The organism is Promicromonospora sp. NFX87 (assembly GCF_048564965.1).
GTDB lineage: Bacteria > Actinomycetota > Actinomycetes > Actinomycetales > Cellulomonadaceae > Promicromonospora.
The window spans coordinates 2,869,991-2,886,894 of record NZ_CP183413.1 but is presented as its reverse complement, the minus strand read 5'-3'; the positions used below and the strand labels follow the sequence as shown (position 1 = coordinate 2,886,894).

Sequence of the window (16,904 nt, the reverse complement as noted above, 5' to 3'; positions counted from 1 at the left end):
TCGCGGGGCGCGGGCGGCGGCGTCCGGGATAGGGTGACAAACGGTTCCGGCAGTGACATCAGGCAGAGACATCGAGCAGATCGTCCGGCCGGGCACCGGCTGACCACCAGCGGACCTTCAGGTAGGAGTTTGCGCATGACCTTCGGCGACCTCGGAGACGTGGCGGGACTGATCGCGGCCATCGCGTTCGTGCTCCTCGTGGGCTTTCTCGCCGTTCCCCTGTGGAAGCTGGGCAGGCTCCTCGACGAGGCACGGTCGAGCGTCCGTGACGTCACGGAGCACTCGGTGCCGATCCTCGACGAGGCAGCGGCCACCGTCGCGTCCGCGAACACCCAGCTCGTCAAGGTCGACACGATCACGACGTCGGCGGCGTCCGTCAGCGAGAACGTGTCCGCCCTGACCGGGCTGTACGCGGCGACGCTGGGCAAGCCGCTCGTCAAGGTCGCCGCGTTCTCCTACGGCGTGCGCCAGGCCTTCGGCCAGGCCAAGGGCCGGTCCGGCAAGCACACCGAGGCCGGAGCATGATCCGCCGGCTGTTCTGGGTGGGTGTCGGGGTGGCCGTCACGGTCGTCGTCATCCGCAAGGGCCGCCAGGTCGTCGCGCGCTACACGCCCGAGGCGGTGAGCGAGCGCGCCGCGGCCGCCGTGGACGAGGCAGGCGTCCGGCTGAACCGGATGGCGCACAGCTTCCGGTCCGACTTCGCCACGGCGCGCGCCGAGCGCGAGGCCGAGCTCATGGCGGCCCTCCGGGGCGAGCTGCCGGGCCACGCGCGCTAGCCCGCTCCCAGCCGGACGTCATCATTCAGTTTCCGTCCGTGGCACTACCAGCGGCAGAATAGAGTCGCGTCCGGATCCGGACGCGACTCGCGCGTCCCACCCGCGAATCACCGCACCTCCGCACGACCAATTTCCCGTACGACCACCGTACGACCAGTTCCGTACGACCGAGAAGAAGGATCACTGACCTCATGCGCACCGCCGAGATCCGCAAGCGTTGGCTCGACTACTTCGAAGCTCAGGGTCACGCGGTGGTGCCGTCTGCGTCGTTGATCTCCCCGGACCCGTCGACGCTGTTCACCATCGCGGGCATGGTGCCGTTCATCCCGTACATGACGGCGCAGCAGACGCCGCCGTGGAAGCGCGCCACGAGCGTGCAGAAGTGCGTACGCACGCTCGACATCGACGACGTGGGCAAGACGACGCGCCACGGCACGTTCTTCCAGATGAACGGCAACTTCTCGTTCGGCGACTACTTCAAGGCCGACGCCATCCGCATGGCCTGGGACTTCCTGACCGGCTCGCTGGACGACGGCAAGCTGGGCATCGACCCCGACAAGCTGTGGGTCACCGTCTACTACGAGGACGACGAGGCCCGCCAGCTCTGGAAGGACATCGTCGGCCTGCCCGACGAGCGCATCCAGGGTCTCGGCAAGAAGGACAACTACTGGTCCACCGGCCAGCCCGGCCCGGCCGGCCCGTGCTCGGAGATCTTCTACGACCGCGGCGCCGCCTACGGCCCCGACGGCGGCCCGCTGATCGACGAGGGCGGTGACCGCTTCGTCGAGATCTGGAACCTCGTGTTCATGCAGTACGAGATCGACGAGGTGCGGTCCAAGGAGGAGTTCCGCATCCTCGGGGAGCTCGCCAACAAGAACATCGACACCGGCATGGGTCTCGAGCGTGTTGCCTTCCTGCTGCAGGGCAAGGACAACATGTACGAGATCGACGAGGTCTTCCCCGTCATCGAGGCCGCCCAGAAGCTCAGCGGCAAGGTCTACGGCGAGAACCGTGACGACGACGTCCGCATGCGCGTCGTGGCCGACCACGTCCGCTCGGCCCTGATGATCATCGGCGACGGCGTCCGTCCCTCCAACGAGGGCCGGGGCTACGTGCTCCGCCGGCTGCTGCGCCGCTCCGTGCGCGCCATGCGCCTGCTCGGCGTCGACGGCCTCGCCCTGCCGTCGCTGCTGCCCGTCTCCAAGGACGCGATGGCTGCCTCCTACCCGGAGCTCGCAGAGAACTTCGACCAGATCTCCGCCGTGGCCTACGCCGAGGAGGAGGCCTTCCGGCGCACGCTGGCCTCCGGCACCACGATCCTGGACACGGCAGTGGCGAACCTGAAGAAGAGCTCGGGCGGCGAGGGCGGCGTGCTGCCGGGCGAGGCCGCCTTCCAGCTGCACGACACCTACGGCTTCCCGATCGACCTCACCCTCGAGATGGCCGCCGAGCAGGGCGTCCAGGTCGACGAGCAGGCCTTCCGCTCCCTCATGCAGGAGCAGCGCACCCGCGCCCGCGCCGACGCGCTGGCCAAGCGCACGGGCGGGGCCGACGTCGCCGCGTACGAGGCCCTGGAGAAGGAGCTGACGGCTCCCGTCGAGTTCCTCGGCTACACGCAGACCGACGCCTCCGTCCGCGTGACGGGCCTGCTGTCGGGCGGCATGCCCGCCCCCGCCGTCAGCGCCCCGGCCGAGGTCGAGGTCATCCTGGACCGCACCCCGTTCTACGCCGAGGCCGGTGGCCAGCTCGCCGACCACGGCACCATCGTGCTCGACGGCGGCGCCACCATCGAGGTCGACGACGTCCAGCGGCCCATCAAGGGCCTGAGCGTGCACCGCGGACGCCTCGTCGAGGGCACCGTGGCGCTGGGCGACCCCGGCACCGCGCAGATCGACACGGAGCGCCGCAAGGCCATCAGCCGTGCCCACTCGGCCACGCACATGATCCACAAGGCGCTGCACGAGCTCGTCGGCCAGGACCGTACGCAGGCCGGGTCGGAGAACGCCCCGAGCCGCATCCGGTTCGACTTCCGCTCGCCGTCGGCCGTGCCGGCCTCGGCGCTGTCGGAGATCGAGGAGCGCGTCAACGTGCGCCTCGCCGACAACCTCGAGATCACCGACCAGCTCATGCCCATCGCCCAGGCCCGCGAGGCCGGCGCCATGGCGCTGTTCGGCGAGAAGTACGGCGACGTCGTGCGCGTCGTCTCCATCGGCGACGACTGGTCGCGCGAGCTGTGCGCCGGTACGCACGTCAGGCAGACGGGTCAGCTCGGCCGCGTGACGCTGCTGGGTGAGTCGTCCATCGGCTCCGGCGTGCGCCGGGTCGACGCCCTCGTGGGCGACGGCGCGTACGGGTTCCAGGCCAAGGAGCACGCCCTGGTGGGCCAGCTGACCGGGCTGCTCAACACGCGCGCCGAGGAGCTCCCCGACCGCGTCGGCTCGCTCGTGGCCCGTCTCAAGGAGGCCGAGAAGGAGCTCGCCGGGCTGCGCCAGGGCCAGCTCCTGGCCACGGCGGGCAAGCTCGCCGCCGAGGCGCCCCGCGTGGGAGACGTCCGCGTCATCGCGCACGACGCCGGCGAGGCCCAGGCCGACGACCTGCGCGCCCTCGTGCTCGACGTGCGCGGACGCCTCGGCGAGGCCGAACCCGTCGTGGCCGCCGCCGGCGGCGTGTCGGGCGGCCGGCCGGTCGTGGTGGTCGTGACCAACGCCGCCGCCCGCGCGGCCGGCTACAAGGCCGGCGACCTGGTCCGCACCGCGGCCCAGACGCTCGGTGGCGGTGGCGGCGGCAAGCCGGACATGGCCCAGGGCGGCGGCACCGACCCGGCCAAGCTGGGCGAGGCGCTGGCGGGTATCGCCGAGAGCGTCCGCCTGGCCGCCGTCGGCGCCTGACGACTGTGCCTTCGTCGGTCGAGCCGGTGACCGCAGAGCCGGGCCTCCCCCGGGGGGCCCGGCTCGGGGTCGACGTCGGCATGGCGCGGATCGGTCTCGCCGCGAGCGACCCCGACGGCCTCGTCGCCACCCCGGTGGAGACGGTGCCGCGGGTGCTCGCGCCCGGGGGCAAGGGCAGCAGCGGCAAGGGCACCAAGAGCGCCCGCGGCACCACCGCCGACGTCGCCCGGATCGTCGCCGAGGCGGAGGAGCGCTTCGCCGCCGTCGCCTACGTGGGGCTGCCCAGGCACCTGTCCGGCAAGGAGGGCGCCGCGACGGCCGACGCGCGGGCCTTCGCGGCCCGCCTGGTCGTCGCGCTCGCCGCGGCCGGTCAGGCAGCGGAGGTCCGTCTCGTGGACGAACGGATGACCACCGTGTCGGCGCACCAGGCGCTCCACGCGGCCGGTCGCAAGTCCAAGCGGCACAGGTCTGTGATCGATCAGGCCGCTGCCGTTATCATTCTGCAATCTGCACTCGACGCGGAGCGGGCGAAGGGGGAGCGCGCCGGCGAGCTCGTCGAGGCGCGGACCGTGCCAGACACGCACGAATGACCATGCACGAATGACCCAGTCGCCCCCCAACGAAGGACAGTGAGTCTCCGGTGACGGACCTCTTCACGGCGCCCCCGCGTAACCAGGAAGACCCCGCGTTCCCTGAACCCAGATCGAGCAGAAGGGCACAGCGCCGCCGACGGCGGAACCGGCACGGCCGTTCCCTCGTCGTGCTCCTGATCGCCCTCGTCCTGGTCGGCGGGTCCGGCTACGCCGTCTGGCTGAACCTCGAGTCCCTGACCGGCCTGTCGAACCCGCTCGCGTCCAAGGACTTCCCCGGACCCGGCGGCGACCAGGTCGACGTCAAGATCCCCGAGGGTGCCTCCGGCACCGCCATGGGCGAGGCGCTCTACGACGCCGGTGTCGTGGCGAGCGTCGCCGCGTTCACCGCCGCGTTCGAGGCGAACCCGGACTCCGTGATGATCCGCCCGGGCACCCACACCATGCTCGAGGAGATGCCCGCGAGCGACGCGGTGGCACTGCTCGTCAAGAACGACACGGTCGACCTGCAGCTCACGATCCCGGAGGGCTACACGGCCGACCAGGTGGTGGAGCGCGCCGTGCAGGTCAGCGGGCTGCCTGCCGAGGACTTCGAGGCGGCGCTGGAGGACCCGGCGGAGATCGGGCTGCCCGACCAGGCCGACGGCAAGGTCGAGGGCTGGCTGTACCCGGACACCTACACGCTGGAGCCGGACGACACGGCCGCGGGGCTGCTCTCGCAGATGGTCGAGCGCACCAAGAGCGAGCTGGAGGAGAAGGGCGTCTCCTCCAAGCAGTGGCAGACGGTGCTGACCAAGGCGTCCCTCGTCGAGCGCGAGGGCCTGCACAGCGAGGACAAGCCCAAGATCGCTCGGGCCATCGAGAACCGGCTGGACGACGACATGCGGCTGGAGATCGACGCAGCGGTCGCCTACGGCGCGCGGAAGTCGGGCACCGAGCTGACGAACGCCGACCGCGACAACACGAAGAACCCGTACAACACCTATCGCCACGCCGGCCTGCCGCCGGGCCCGATCGCCAGCCCTGGTGAGGTGTCCGTCGACGCGGTCCTCGACCCGACGCCGGGGGACTGGAAGTTCTGGGTGACGGTCAACCTCGACACCGGCGAGACGAAGTTCGCCGATGACTTCGAGGAGCACCAGCGGAACGTCCAGGAGCTGCGTGACTGGCAGGCCGCGAACGGGTGAATTCCCAGGTAGCGGGCGTTCTTGACGGTCCGGTGCGGTGAGTTCGGGAGTTGGCCGCGGACGTGCCGATCGGGGTAGCGTTCGCGGCACCCGGGCTGTGATGCGATCGTGACATGCGATCGCCATGTCGCGCGCCCGGGTGTGACCAGGCATGGATCAACCGAGATCCAGGCAGCGCAGAGGATGGAGCGAGCGTGACCGAGGCCCTTCCCGGAGTGAGTTATGAGGGGCCACCGCGACACGCCAGCGGCTCTCGCGGCCGACGCGGGGATCGGGACATGTCCGGAGGCAGGCACGACGGCGGCACCCGGAGCGACCGGCGCGGCGGCAGGCGGGACAGGCGGCAGAAGCGGTCCAGGCGACCGCTGGTCATCGCGGTGGTCGCCGTCCTGCTGGTCGTCGGCGCCCTGGGCGCGTGGACGGTGGTGAACGACGGCTACCTCTTCGGCATCCGCACCCCGCTGGCCGCCCCGGACTACGAGGGCACGGGCGGCGAGGCGATAGTGGTCGAGGTGCCCCAGGGCAACGGCTACACGATCGGCGCGGAGCTCGCGGAGCAGGACGTGGTCGCCAGCGCCGAGGCGTTCGTGCGGGCGTTCAACGCGAACCCGGACGCCTCCTCGATCCAGCCCGGCACCCGTGAGATGAAGCTGCGGATGAGCGCGGCGTCGGCCGTGGCGCTGCTGGCGGAGAACAACGTGGACCGGGCGGGCCTGACCGTCGTCGAGGGCAGCACGGTCGCGCAGATCCAGCAGACGATGATCGAGACGGGGTGGCCGGAGGCGGACGTCGAGGCGGCCATCGCGGACCCCGGCGCCCTGGGGCTGCCGGCCGAGGCCGGGGGCAAGCTGGAGGGCTGGCTGGCGGCCAGCACGTACGAGGCCAGGCCTGACTCGACGAGCGCGGCGGACGTGCTGAAGGAGATGGTCGCCCTGACGGTCCAGGAGCTCAGCGAGCTGCAGGTCCCGAAGGAGAGGTGGCGGGAGGTCATCATCACGGCGTCGATCGTCGAGCGCGAGGCGCCCGACGACTACCGGGGTGAGGTCGCCCGTGTCATCCAGAACCGCCTGGACACCAGCGAGGTGCTGGGGATGGACGCGATCGAGTCGTACTACTGGGGCAAGCCGGCGCACGAGCTGACCCGGGAGCAGCTGTCGAACACCACGGACGTCCCCTTCAACTCCCGACGTATGGACGGCCTGCCGCCGACCGCGATCGGTGCGCCGAGCCGGGCGTCCGTGCAAGCCGTGATGGACCCGCCGGCGGGCAACTGGATCTACTACGTGACGGTGAACCTCGAGACGCAGGAGACCAAGTTCACGGCGAGCGCCGAAGAGTTCCAGATCTTCAAGGCGGAGTACCAGACCTGGGCAGCGGAGAACGGGTACTGAGCATGAGCACCACGACCACCCGCCGGGCCGCCGTGCTCGGCCACCCCGTCGCGCACTCGCTGTCCCCGGTGCTGCACGGCGCGGCCTACCGGGCCCTGGGCCTGGACGGCTGGCAGTACGGCGTGCACGACGTCACGGAGGATGCCCTGGAGGGCTTCCTGAGCGACGTCGACGCCGGCTGGGCGGGCCTGAGCCTGACCATGCCGCTCAAGCAGGTGGTGATCCCGCTGCTGGATCACGTGGACCCGCTCGCCGAGGCGGTGGGCGCCGTCAACACGGTGCTGTTCTCGGCGGCGGGGGGCTCCGGCAGCGGCGCCGTGACCATCACCGGCACGAACACGGACGTGCACGGCATCGTCGCGGCGCTGCGCGAGGGTCTCGGCGTCCGCGGCGTCGCCGACGCGGTGATCCTCGGCGGCGGCGCGACGGCGGCGTCGGCCCTCGCGGCGGTGGCCGAGCTCGGCTGCGTCTCGCCGCGTGTCTTCGTGCGCTCCCTGGACCGGATCGGGCCGCTGCGGGCGGCCGTCGCGCGGATGGGGGTCAGCCCCTCGTTCGAGGTGTTCGACGAGCAGGCGACGACGTCGGCCCTCGCGGTCGCGGACGCCGTCGTCTCGACGACGCCGAAGTACGCCGCCGACCAGTGGGCGCCGCTGCTGACGGGGCTGCTGACCGGCGCGGGGGAGAAGCCCCGCGGCGTGCTCCTCGACGTCGTCTACGACCCCCGTCCCACTGCCCTGCAGTCCGCGTGGGCGGCGCTGGGGGCCGACGCCGTGGGCGGCGAGCGCATGCTCCTGCACCAGGCCGCCGAGCAGGTGCGCCTGATGACCGGGCGCCCCGCGCCGCTCGCCGCGATGGACGAGGCCCTGCGGAGGGCGCTGGCCTGACGGCCTGTGGACAGCGGGCGCCGGGTGCGTCACGCGCGTGAAACAATCGCGCCATGCTGCGTTGGTTGACATCGGGTGAGTCGCACGGTCCTGCCCTCGTGGGCGTGATGGAGGGTCTGCCCGCTGGGGTGGAGCTGACCACGGAGGACATCCAGGGTGCGCTCGCGCGCCGCCGTCTCGGTTACGGCCGGGGCGCGCGCATGAAGTTCGAGCAGGACGAGGTGCGGGTGCTCGGCGGGCTGCGCCACGGGATCACGCAGGGTGGTCCGCTCGCCATCGAGATCGCCAACACCGAGTGGCCCAAGTGGACCGACGTGATGTCGGCCGACCCGGTGCCGCCGGAGGCGCTCATGGTCGACGCCGGCACCGGCGACGAGCGCGAGGTGGCCCGCAACCGGCCGCTGACGCGCCCGCGCCCCGGCCACGCCGACCTGATCGGCATGCGAAAGTACGGCTTCGAGGACGCCCGGCCGGTCCTGGAGCGCGCCTCGGCCCGCGAGACGGCGGCCCGCGTGGCGCTCGGCGTCGCCGCCGCTAAGTTCCTGGAGCAGGCCCTCGGCATCCGCCTGGTCTCGCACGTGGTCGCGATCGGCGGTGCCGCGGTGCCCGACGACTCCGCGCTCCCGACCCCCGACGACCTCGCCGCGCTCGACGCCGACCCGGTGCGCTGCCTCGACGCCTCCTCCTCGAAGCTCATGGTCGAGGAGATCGACCTGGCCAAGAAGGACGGCGACACGCTCGGCGGCGTCGTCGAGGTGCTCGCCTACGGCGTGCCGTCCGGGCTGGGCACCTACGTGCAGGGCGACCGCCGGCTCGACGCGCGCCTCGCCGCCGCCCTCATGGGGATCCAGGCGATCAAGGGCGTCGAGGTCGGCGACGGCTTCCGCACCGCGCGCCGCCGCGGCACCGTGGCCCACGACGAGATCGTGCGCGAGGCCGTGGCCAGGCCTGACGGTGCCGCCGCGCCCGGGCGGATCCGCCGCACGACCAACCGTGCCGGCGGCATCGAGGGAGGCATGTCGAACGGCGAGGTCGTGCGCGTCCGTGCGGCGATGAAGCCCATCTCAACGGTGCCGCGCGCGCTGCCGACCGTTGACACCGCGACCGGTGAGCCCGTCACAGCGCACCACCAGCGGTCCGACGTGTGCGCGGTGCCGCCCGCCGCCGTCGTTGCCGAGGCGATGGTCGCGCTGACCCTTGCCGAGGCCGCGGTCGAGAAGTTCGGCGGCGACTCCGTGGCCGAGGTGCGTCGCAACATGGAGTCCTACGTCGCGGCCATCCCGGAGCTGCTGCAGTGAGCGGCCCTACCCACACCGGCCCCGTCGCCGTGATGATCGGCCCGCCCGGCTCCGGCAAGTCCAAGGTCGGCCGCATCCTCGCCGCGGGTCTCGGCGTCACGGTCCGCGACACGGACGCGGACATCGAGGAGAGCGCGGGCAAGCCCGTCAGCGAGATCTTCGTGGACGACGGCGAGCCCCGCTTCCGTGAGCTGGAGCGCGCGGCGGTGCTCACCGCCCTCGCGGGGCACGACGGCGTCCTGTCCCTCGGCGGCGGCGCGGTCATGAACCCCGCCACGCAGGAGGCGCTCGAGAAGTACACGGCGGACGGCGGGCAGGTCGTCTTCCTCGACGTGCCGCTGGCGATCGCCGCCCAGCGGGTGGGCATGAACCAGGCCCGGCCGCTGCTGCTGGGCAACCCGCGCGCGCAGTGGCAGAAGCTGATGACCGAGCGGCGCCCCACGTACGAGCGGCTCGCGACCCTGACGGTCGTCTCGAGCGAGCGGCCCGGCGAGCAGGTGGCCGCCGAGATCATCGAGGCGCTGGGCCTGGAGGCGACCGCGGGCGAGCTGATCGACCCCAAGAAGAACGAGGAGAGCACCACGTGAGCACCATGAGTGCCTCGAGCCAGACCGTCCCCACGCGGGTCACCGTGCGGGGAGACGCCCCCTACGACGTCGTCATCGGCCGCCACCTGCTGGGCGAGCTGCCCGCGCTGGTCGGCCCGGCCCGCAAGGTGATGGTGGTCCACCCGGCCGCGCTGTCCGCGACCGCGGACGCGATCGCGGAGGACCTGAAGGCCGGCGGGTACGAGGCGTTCGTGGCGGAGGTGCCGGACGCCGAGGAGGCGAAGACGCCACAGGTCGCGGCGTTCCTGTGGGGGCTGCTGGGCCAGCTCGACTTCACGCGGTCGGACGCGATCATCGGGGTCGGCGGCGGAGCCACCACCGACCTGGCGGGCTTCGTGGCCGCCACCTGGCTGCGCGGGATCCGCGTGGTGCACGTGCCGACCACGCTGCTCGCGATGGTCGACGCCGCGGTGGGCGGCAAGACGGGCATCAACACCTCGGAGGGCAAGAACCTCGTCGGCGCGTTCCACCCGCCGGCGGGTGTGCTGTGCGACCTGGCGGCCCTCGGCTCGCTCGACAAGTGGGACCTGGTCGCGGGCCTGGCCGAGGTCGTCAAGACCGGCTTCATCGCCGACCCGGTCATCCTGGAGCTGGTCGAGGCGCACGTCCACGAGCTGCGGAACTGGGCGGGCACCGAAGCGACCGACGAGACCTGGGCCGTCATCGCCGAGCTGGTCGAGCGGTCGGTCCGGGTCAAGGCGGAGGTCGTCGGCGAGGACCTCAAGGAGGCGGGCCTGCGGGAGATCCTGAACTACGGGCACACCCTGGGGCACGCGATCGAGCTGGCCGAGCGGTACCAGTGGCGCCACGGCGCCGCGGTGAGCGTCGGCATGGTCTTCGCCGCCGAGCTCGCGCGCATGGCCGGCAAGCTCCCCGACGACGTCGCGGACCGCCACCGCGAGATCCTCTCGTCGCTCGGTCTGCCGGTGCACTACCGGGGCGACCGCTGGGACCAGCTGCTTGCCGCGATGCGGCGCGACAAGAAGACCCGCGGCGAGCTGCTGCGGTTCGTCGTGCTGGACGACGTCGCCAAGCCCGTCCGCCTGGAAGGCCCCGACCCGACGCTGCTGGCCGCCGCCTACGCGGAGGTCTCGAAGGAGCCGCCGACCCAGGGCCCGGGCACGCCGGTCACGCTGACGCTGGGCTGAGCCGCTGGGCTGGGCTGATTGAGCAGGGCCGGGTTCCGGGCTGCGGTGATGGCAAGGTGACCCCGATGGGAGGGTGCCAGGCCTGCTGAATTCCGTTCGGCCTGGACCCGCCTGATCCGCCCCTGCCGAACTGTTCAGCAGAGCCCGCAAACTCGTGCGCCAGCCGAACGAAGTTCAGCCCACCTGGCACCTACCACCGGGGTGGTGGTAGGTCGGGGGACAAAGGCTCGAGGAGTAGACGCCGCGGGCGGGTGATCTTGCCCCGCTCGGTGCGCAGCGCGAGGTGAACGGGCCTACCGTCCGACGCACAGGGGCAACCCGCGTGCGGCTCCGGTCGCACGCCGACCGGAAGGCGCCATCGTGCGTAAGGTCTACAACTTGCCGCCAGGCTGGCCCGCTCCCCCCTCGGAGTGGACACCCGATCTGCAATGGGAACCCAATCCCGAGTGGTCGAAGCCTGATGGCTGGCAGCTCTGGGTCGACGTACCCGACACGGCGCTGATCGGCGAGGGCGCCGTTGTCGTGGACGTACCGGACGAGGAGGCGCGCAAGCAGTCCGGGCGCAGGCTGCTGCTGTTCCTCGGTGGGGTGGCGGTGACAGCGGTCGTCTTCCTCCTCGGGGTCGGCGCGGGCGGAGGATCGGGTGCGGCCGCTGCGGCGGAGGCCGAGGCGTCAGCCTCCGCGGCGTCGTCCGCCGCGGCCGCCGAGCGCGCGGAAGTGCAGGCCGAGACGGAGGCGCTCGCCGGGGCGCAGGAGCTGCTCGCGGCGGACGAGGCGCAGGTGGCGACCGACCAGAAGAGCCTCACCACGCAGACGGCCGACATCAAGCAGAAGGCGGAGAAGGTCAGGGCACGGGAGGCCGCGGTCAGGTCCACCGAGACGGACCTGGAGGCGCGAGAGTCCGACGTCGCGGACCGCGAGGCAGCCGTCGAGTCCGCGGAAGCCGCAGGCACCGCGGAGGAGGAAACCGCGGCCGAGGAGCCCGAGGACACGGGCGGCACGGTCTACTACGAGAACTGTGACGCCGCGCGAGCCGACGGTGCCGCACCTGTGTACGCAGGTGACCCTGGTTACGCCTCGCACCTGGACCGAGACGGTGACGGCGTCGGTTGCGAGTGACCCGGATGCCCCGTGTCAGACGCTCGGTTCACTGGAGTGACCTGAGCGTCTGACAACTCTGGTCACTCCCAGAGGCCCCGCTCGATCAGCAGGTCCTTGAGCAGGTCCGCACGGTCCGTCACCAGGCCGTCGACGCCCAGGTCGATGAGCTGGGCCATCTCGTCGGGGTCGTTGATGGTCCAGACGTGCACCTTCTTGCCGAGTGCGTGCGCCACCTCGATCGACGCGGCGTCGACCACGGTGACGGACTTCTCGCGCACGGGGACCTGCAGCGCGTCGACGTCGCGCAGGGAGCGGCGGGCCAGCGGGCGGGTGCGCAGCCGCACACCGGCGAGGAAGCCCCTGATCTCGTTGCGTCCGGCGGACGTGGCCACCGGGCGGGAGAGCTTGGCGAGCGTGGCCCGGCGCCGGGCGGCGTCGAAGGACGTGACGCACACGCGGTCCCAGGACGACGTCTTCTCGACGGCGCGGGCCACGGGGCCCACGCCGGAGGCGTGCTTGACGTCGATGTTCACGCGCAGCTCCGGCCAGCCGCCCAGGACGTCCTCGAGCAGCGGTACGGGCTCGACACCGCCGATGCGGGCCTCGCTGACGTCGGACCACGGCAGCTCGGCCACGAGGCCGGCGCCGTCGGTGGTGCGGTCGAGGGACTCGTCGTGCAGCGCGACCGCTACGCCGTCGGCGGTGCCGTGCGCGTCCGTCTCCACGTACCGGAAGCCGAGGTCGACGGCGGCGCCGAACGCGGCCAGCGAGTTCTCCAGGCCCTCGGTACCGACCGAGGCGTGTGCGAATCCGCGATGGGCGAGGGCTTGGAACGGCCCCTCGAAATAGGTCACTGGCTGTCCCTCGTGTCTCGGTACTGAGTGGTCCTGCGGGTGGTCCTGCGGGTGGGTCGTGCGTGCGTCCTGCGGCGGGACCTCAGGTCGCGTCCCGGGCGCCGACGACGGCGCCCACCCGGCTGTTCGTCCATTTCAACATGCCGTCGAGGTAGGCCTCGCGCGGCCCGCTGGCCGACAGCGTCAGGTCGTGCACCGCGCCGGGGACGACGAGCTCCGTGACGTCATGCCCCAGGGACGGCGCGAGCGCGGCCATCTGGTCGACGTCGAGCACCGTGTCCTGCGCGTCGAGGAGCGGGTTGTCGAGCGCGTCCGGGCCGGAGGAGTCGGACCGCGCGAGCAGCACCGGGCACGCGATCTCCAACCCGGCGGCGACGCGCGCCTGGCCGCGCCGGACCGCGACGAACCACCCGACACGGCTGGGCAGCCCGTGGGGCCGCTTCAGCGTCGTGTCGAACTCCCAGCGTCCGCCGTTGGCGGCCAGGAGATGCTCCGCGTACCGCGAGGGGCTGTCCTTCACGACCGCGGTCGCGGCGAGGCGGCCGACGGTGTCCAGCAGCCGCGTGCCGACGCCGCGTTGGAACTCTGACGCCCAGAGGTCGAGGAACGGGGAGTCGAGCACGAGCGCGTCGGGTCCGGCGTCGGCGCCCACGGCGTTGCGGTGCGCATGCGCCCACAGCGCCCCGGTGAGCCCGCCTGTGGAGTGGGCGTGCAGCACGAGCGGCAGCCCCGGCTCCAGCGCGCGGACGGTCCGGGCGGCTGCCGAGATGTCCGTTGCCTGCTCGCGCAGGTCCATCACGAAGTGCGGGATCTGGTCGGGCTGCAGGGACCGCCCGGCCGCGCGCAGGTCGAGGGCGTAGAACGCGTAGCCCGCCGCGGCGAACGCGCGCGCCAGGTGCTCCTGGAAGAAGTAGTCGTTGTAGCCGTGCACGTGGACGGCGGCGGCGTGGGGCTCGGGTGCGTCGTCCGGGTGCGGGTAGCGCACCAGCGTGGCGGGCCCGAGCGGGGCCTCCTGGAACGGTTCGCCGAGCAGGTGGTCGGTCCGCCAGTCGAGCACTACCTGCTGCGGGTCGGGCAGGGGCGGTACGGGCACGAACGGATCCTAGCCCGGCGCGCCGACGCCGTCGGCTCATGCCGCGCACTTACTGGGCGGGCGGGGCACTTACTGGGCGGGCGGGCACCGGGGTGACAGGATGTCCGGCATGCGCAATATCGGCCGGACGGTGCAGTCGTCGATCTACCGCGACGGGGTGTTCGGCCGCCGGCCGGCGGTTCCCACCGACCCGGACGCGCTCGCCGAGAGCGCCCGGCGCCGGATGACCCGCACGGGCTGGTCCTACGTCGCCGGGGGAGCCGGGGCGCAGCGCACCGTCGACGCGAACCGGGAGGCGTTCGGCAGGTACCGGATCGTGCCCCGGCAGATGGTCGACGTCGGCGAACGGTCACTGGCTACCACCCTGCTCGGGCGGGACCTGCCCGCACCCGTGCTGTTCGCGCCCGTGGGGGCCCTGGAGCTCGCCGTGCAGCACCAGCTCGGCCGAGGAGGCAGGCGAGCCGCACCCCGCAACGCCGAACCCGCGCTCGCCCGGGCCGCCCGCGACCTCGGCCTGCCCGTCGTCATCTCCACGCAGGCGTCGACGCCCATGGAGGACACCGCCGCGGCGCTCGGCGACAGCCCGCGCTGGTTCCAGCTCTACTGGTCGTCCGACGACGCCCTGGTCGAGTCCTTCGTCAGCCGCGCCGAGGCAAGCGGCTGCGAGGCGATCGTCGTCACGCTCGACACCCACGTGCTCGGCTGGCGCACCCGCGACCTCGACCTCGGCTACCTCCCGTTCGCCCGGGCCGAGGGCATCGCCCAGTACCTGAGCGACCCCGTTTTCCAGGAGCTGGTCGAGGCTCGCGTCCGCGCCGCGGGCTCTGCTCGCTCGGACACGGCCGGCCCGGGTACCGCCGGCTCGGGGACGACGTCGCCCCGGCCCACCGTCGCCGCCGTCCGCTCCCTGCTGTCCATGGCCCGCCACCACCCCGGACCCACCTGGCGCAACCTGACCCAGCCCTCCGCGCGCGCCGCCGTCGAGACCTTCCTCGACGTGTTCTCCCGCTCCACCCTGACCTGGACCGACCTCGCCTGGCTCCGCGAGCGCACCACGCTGCCGATCCTCGTCAAGGGCATCCAGCACCCCGACGACGCCCGCGCGGCCCTCGACCACGGCGCGGACGGCATCATCGTGTCCAACCACGGCGGCCGGCAGATCGACAACGCCGTCGCCTCGCTCGACGCCCTGGGGCCGGTGGTCGACGCGGTGCGCGCCCACGCTGGTACAGATACCGGCCCGGGTGTCGGCACGGCGGGGGTCCCCGTCCTGTTCGACTCCGGGATCCGTACCGGCGCCGACGTCTTCACCGCCCTCGCTCTCGGTGCGGACGCCGTCCTCCTGGGCAGGCCCTGGGTCTACGGCCTCGCCCTCGCGGGAACCGACGGCGTCCGCGCCGTCACCGAGCACGTCCTGGCCGAGCTCGACCTCACCATGGCGCTCGCGGGTGTGTCGGCCATGGAGCAGATCGGGCGGCACAACCTGGCGCTGTGACGTGCGCTGCGTCGTGCCGTGTGACCTGCGGCTCCGGCCCGGGCGTCGGTATCAGATCGTGACCGCCTTCGGCACCCGCCGTTCACCGGATCCGGGCAGACTGCCGCCATGACCGACGCCGCTCGCGGACCCGAGACCCCGGATCCCACCACTGACGCCCCTCCACCCCCGAGGACGGGCCTGGAGCTGCAGGAAGGCGTCAAGGTCCCGCGCCGCCAGGTGGTGTCGTGGGCGCTGTGGGACTGGGGCACGCAGCCGTTCAACACGGTGATCCTGACGTTCGTGTTCACGGCCGTGTACCTGACCACCGAGGCCTTCCTGGACCCCGCCGTCGTCGCGCTGGGCAAGAGCGACCCCGCCTACCAGCGTGGCCTCGCGGAGCTGACCAGCGGCGTCGGCCTGTGGAACACCCTCGCCGGTCTGCTCATCCTCCTGCTCGCCCCCGTGGTGGGGCAGCGCGCCGACGCCACCGGCCGGCGCAAGGTCTGGCTGGCCGGCGGCACCGCGGGCATGGTCCTGTGCATGCTCGCGCTGTGGTTCGTCGAGGCCGACCCGATGTACTTCGTGCTCGGTGCCGCCCTGATCGGCCTGGGCAGCGTGCTCAACGAGATCGCGGGCGTGAACTACAACGCCATGATGGTCTCGGTCGCCACGCCGCGGACCGTCGGCAAGGTGTCCGGTCTCGGCTGGGGCCTCGGCTACGTCGGCGGCATCCTCGCGCTCCTGTTCGTGGTCATCGCCGACGGCGCCAACTGGTGGGGCATGCCCACCGACAACGGGCTCGCCTTCCGCGTGATCGCGGTGGGCTGTGCCCTCTGGACGATCGCCTTCGCCTGGCCGATCCTGGCCTTCGTGCCGGAGCTTCCGGCCACCAAGGGCCGCCCCAAGGTCGGCTTCTTCGCCAGCTACGCCGTGCTGGTCCGTGACGTGCAGGGCCTGTGGCGCACCTCGCGCCGCACCTTCTGGTTCCTGCTGGCCAGCGCGGTGTTCCGGGACGGCCTGAGCGGCGTCTTCGCGTTCGGCGCCATCATCGGCGGCGTCAGCTTCGGGTTCTCCTCGCAGGAGGTGATCATCTTCGGGATCGCGGCCAACCTCGTGGCCGGGATCAGCACCGTGGCCGTCGGCTTCGCCGACGACCGCTTCGGCCCACGCTCCGTCATCCTCACCACGCTCAGCGTCATCGTGGTGGCCGGCCTCTCCGTCGTGTTCCTGCGCGACCTCGGCCCCAGCGTCTACTGGGCGGGCGGGCTCGTCCTGTCGGCCTGCGTCGGCCCGGCACAGGCCGCTTCACGGTCCTACCTCGCCCGGGTGACCCCGGTGGGCAGGGAGTCGGAGATCTTCGGGCTCTACGCCACCACCGGCCGCGCCGCGTCCTGGATGTCCAGCGCCCTGTGGACGATCGCCATCGCCGTCACCGGTGCGACCATCTGGGGCACGCTGGGGATCGTCGCCGTCGTGCTCGTCGGCCTGGTGCTCATGTGGTTCGTGCCGGACGCAGCGGCGTCCGAGAGCCGGTCCGAAGCGGTGCCCGGGACCAGCGCCGGCGCGTGAGAGTGCTGGTGCGTGCGCGGTCGCCGCGCACGCACCAGGG

Annotated in this window: 15 protein-coding genes; 13 read left to right on the top strand and 2 right to left on the bottom strand. The window is 72.3% G+C overall.

All coding sequences use genetic code 11. The features are described 5' to 3' along the window. Positions 1-135 precede the first annotated feature (135 nt). The 11 genes from ACNYC2_RS12975 to ACNYC2_RS12925 all read left to right on the top strand — a co-directional run bounded on the left by ACNYC2_RS12975 (position 136) and on the right by ACNYC2_RS12925 (position 11,889). Complete coding sequence (locus tag ACNYC2_RS12975) at positions 136-525, top strand: DUF948 domain-containing protein (RefSeq protein ID WP_419707412.1); 390 nt, start codon at positions 136-138, stop codon at positions 523-525. Then, the gene (locus tag ACNYC2_RS12970) at positions 522-776 is read left to right on the top strand and encodes a hypothetical protein (protein ID WP_419707411.1); all 255 of its coding nucleotides are present in this window, start codon (positions 522-524) and stop codon (positions 774-776) included. Before ACNYC2_RS12975 ends, ACNYC2_RS12970 begins: the two co-directional genes overlap by 4 nt. A 191-nt stretch (positions 777-967) precedes the next feature. Further along, the gene (gene alaS, locus ACNYC2_RS12965; protein WP_419707410.1) at positions 968-3,664 is read left to right on the top strand and encodes an alanine--tRNA ligase; all 2,697 of its coding nucleotides are present in this window, start codon (positions 968-970) and stop codon (positions 3,662-3,664) included. An 80-nt stretch (positions 3,665-3,744) separates the two neighbouring features. Further along, entirely contained in the window at positions 3,745-4,254 is a 510-nt protein-coding gene (gene ruvX / locus ACNYC2_RS12960) for a Holliday junction resolvase RuvX (RefSeq protein WP_419707829.1), read from the top strand. 170 nt (positions 4,255-4,424) lie between these two features. After that, positions 4,425-5,441: an endolytic transglycosylase MltG gene (gene mltG, locus ACNYC2_RS12955; RefSeq protein WP_419707409.1), complete on the top strand. Its 1,017-nt coding sequence runs from the start codon at positions 4,425-4,427 to the stop codon at positions 5,439-5,441. A gap of 278 nt (positions 5,442-5,719) precedes the next feature. Next, positions 5,720-6,832, top strand: coding sequence for an endolytic transglycosylase MltG (locus ACNYC2_RS12950; RefSeq protein WP_419707408.1), 1,113 nt, complete (start codon positions 5,720-5,722; stop codon positions 6,830-6,832). A 2-nt stretch (positions 6,833-6,834) separates the two neighbouring features. Then, a complete protein-coding gene (locus tag ACNYC2_RS12945) occupies positions 6,835-7,716 on the top strand; it encodes a shikimate dehydrogenase (RefSeq protein ID WP_419707407.1) in 882 nt (293 codons plus the stop codon). A gap of 53 nt (positions 7,717-7,769) precedes the next feature. Then, positions 7,770-9,014, top strand: a complete 1,245-nt coding sequence (gene aroC / locus ACNYC2_RS12940; RefSeq protein WP_419707406.1) for a chorismate synthase — start codon at positions 7,770-7,772, stop codon at positions 9,012-9,014. A 32-nt stretch (positions 9,015-9,046) separates the two neighbouring features. Continuing rightward, positions 9,047-9,601 (top strand): shikimate kinase, encoded by a 555-nt coding sequence (locus tag ACNYC2_RS12935; protein ID WP_419707828.1) that lies wholly within the window; start codon positions 9,047-9,049, stop codon positions 9,599-9,601. A 5-nt stretch (positions 9,602-9,606) separates the two neighbouring features. Further along, complete coding sequence (gene aroB / locus ACNYC2_RS12930) at positions 9,607-10,770, top strand: 3-dehydroquinate synthase (RefSeq protein WP_419707827.1); 1,164 nt, start codon at positions 9,607-9,609, stop codon at positions 10,768-10,770. 360 nt (positions 10,771-11,130) lie between these two features. Then, positions 11,131-11,889: an excalibur calcium-binding domain-containing protein gene (locus ACNYC2_RS12925; RefSeq protein WP_419707405.1), complete on the top strand. Its 759-nt coding sequence runs from the start codon at positions 11,131-11,133 to the stop codon at positions 11,887-11,889. A gap of 62 nt (positions 11,890-11,951) precedes the next feature. Here the strand turns inward: ACNYC2_RS12925 and ACNYC2_RS12920 are convergent, their stop codons facing one another. Continuing rightward, the gene (locus tag ACNYC2_RS12920) at positions 11,952-12,725 is read right to left on the bottom strand and encodes a glycerophosphodiester phosphodiesterase (RefSeq protein ID WP_419707404.1); all 774 of its coding nucleotides are present in this window, start codon (positions 12,723-12,725) and stop codon (positions 11,952-11,954) included. An 82-nt stretch (positions 12,726-12,807) separates the two neighbouring features. Further along, complete coding sequence (locus tag ACNYC2_RS12915; protein WP_419707403.1) at positions 12,808-13,818, bottom strand: alpha/beta hydrolase; 1,011 nt, start codon at positions 13,816-13,818, stop codon at positions 12,808-12,810. Positions 13,819-13,927: 109 nt separating this feature from the next. Here ACNYC2_RS12915 and ACNYC2_RS12910 point away from each other — a divergent pair, with 109 nt between their 5' ends. Both ACNYC2_RS12910 and ACNYC2_RS12905 read left to right on the top strand, forming a co-directional pair. Beyond that, a complete protein-coding gene (locus ACNYC2_RS12910) occupies positions 13,928-15,313 on the top strand; it encodes an alpha-hydroxy-acid oxidizing protein (protein ID WP_419707402.1) in 1,386 nt (461 codons plus the stop codon). A gap of 108 nt (positions 15,314-15,421) precedes the next feature. Further along, positions 15,422-16,864 (top strand): MFS transporter, encoded by a 1,443-nt coding sequence (locus tag ACNYC2_RS12905; protein WP_419707401.1) that lies wholly within the window; start codon positions 15,422-15,424, stop codon positions 16,862-16,864. The last annotated feature ends 40 nt before the right edge of the window (positions 16,865-16,904 follow it).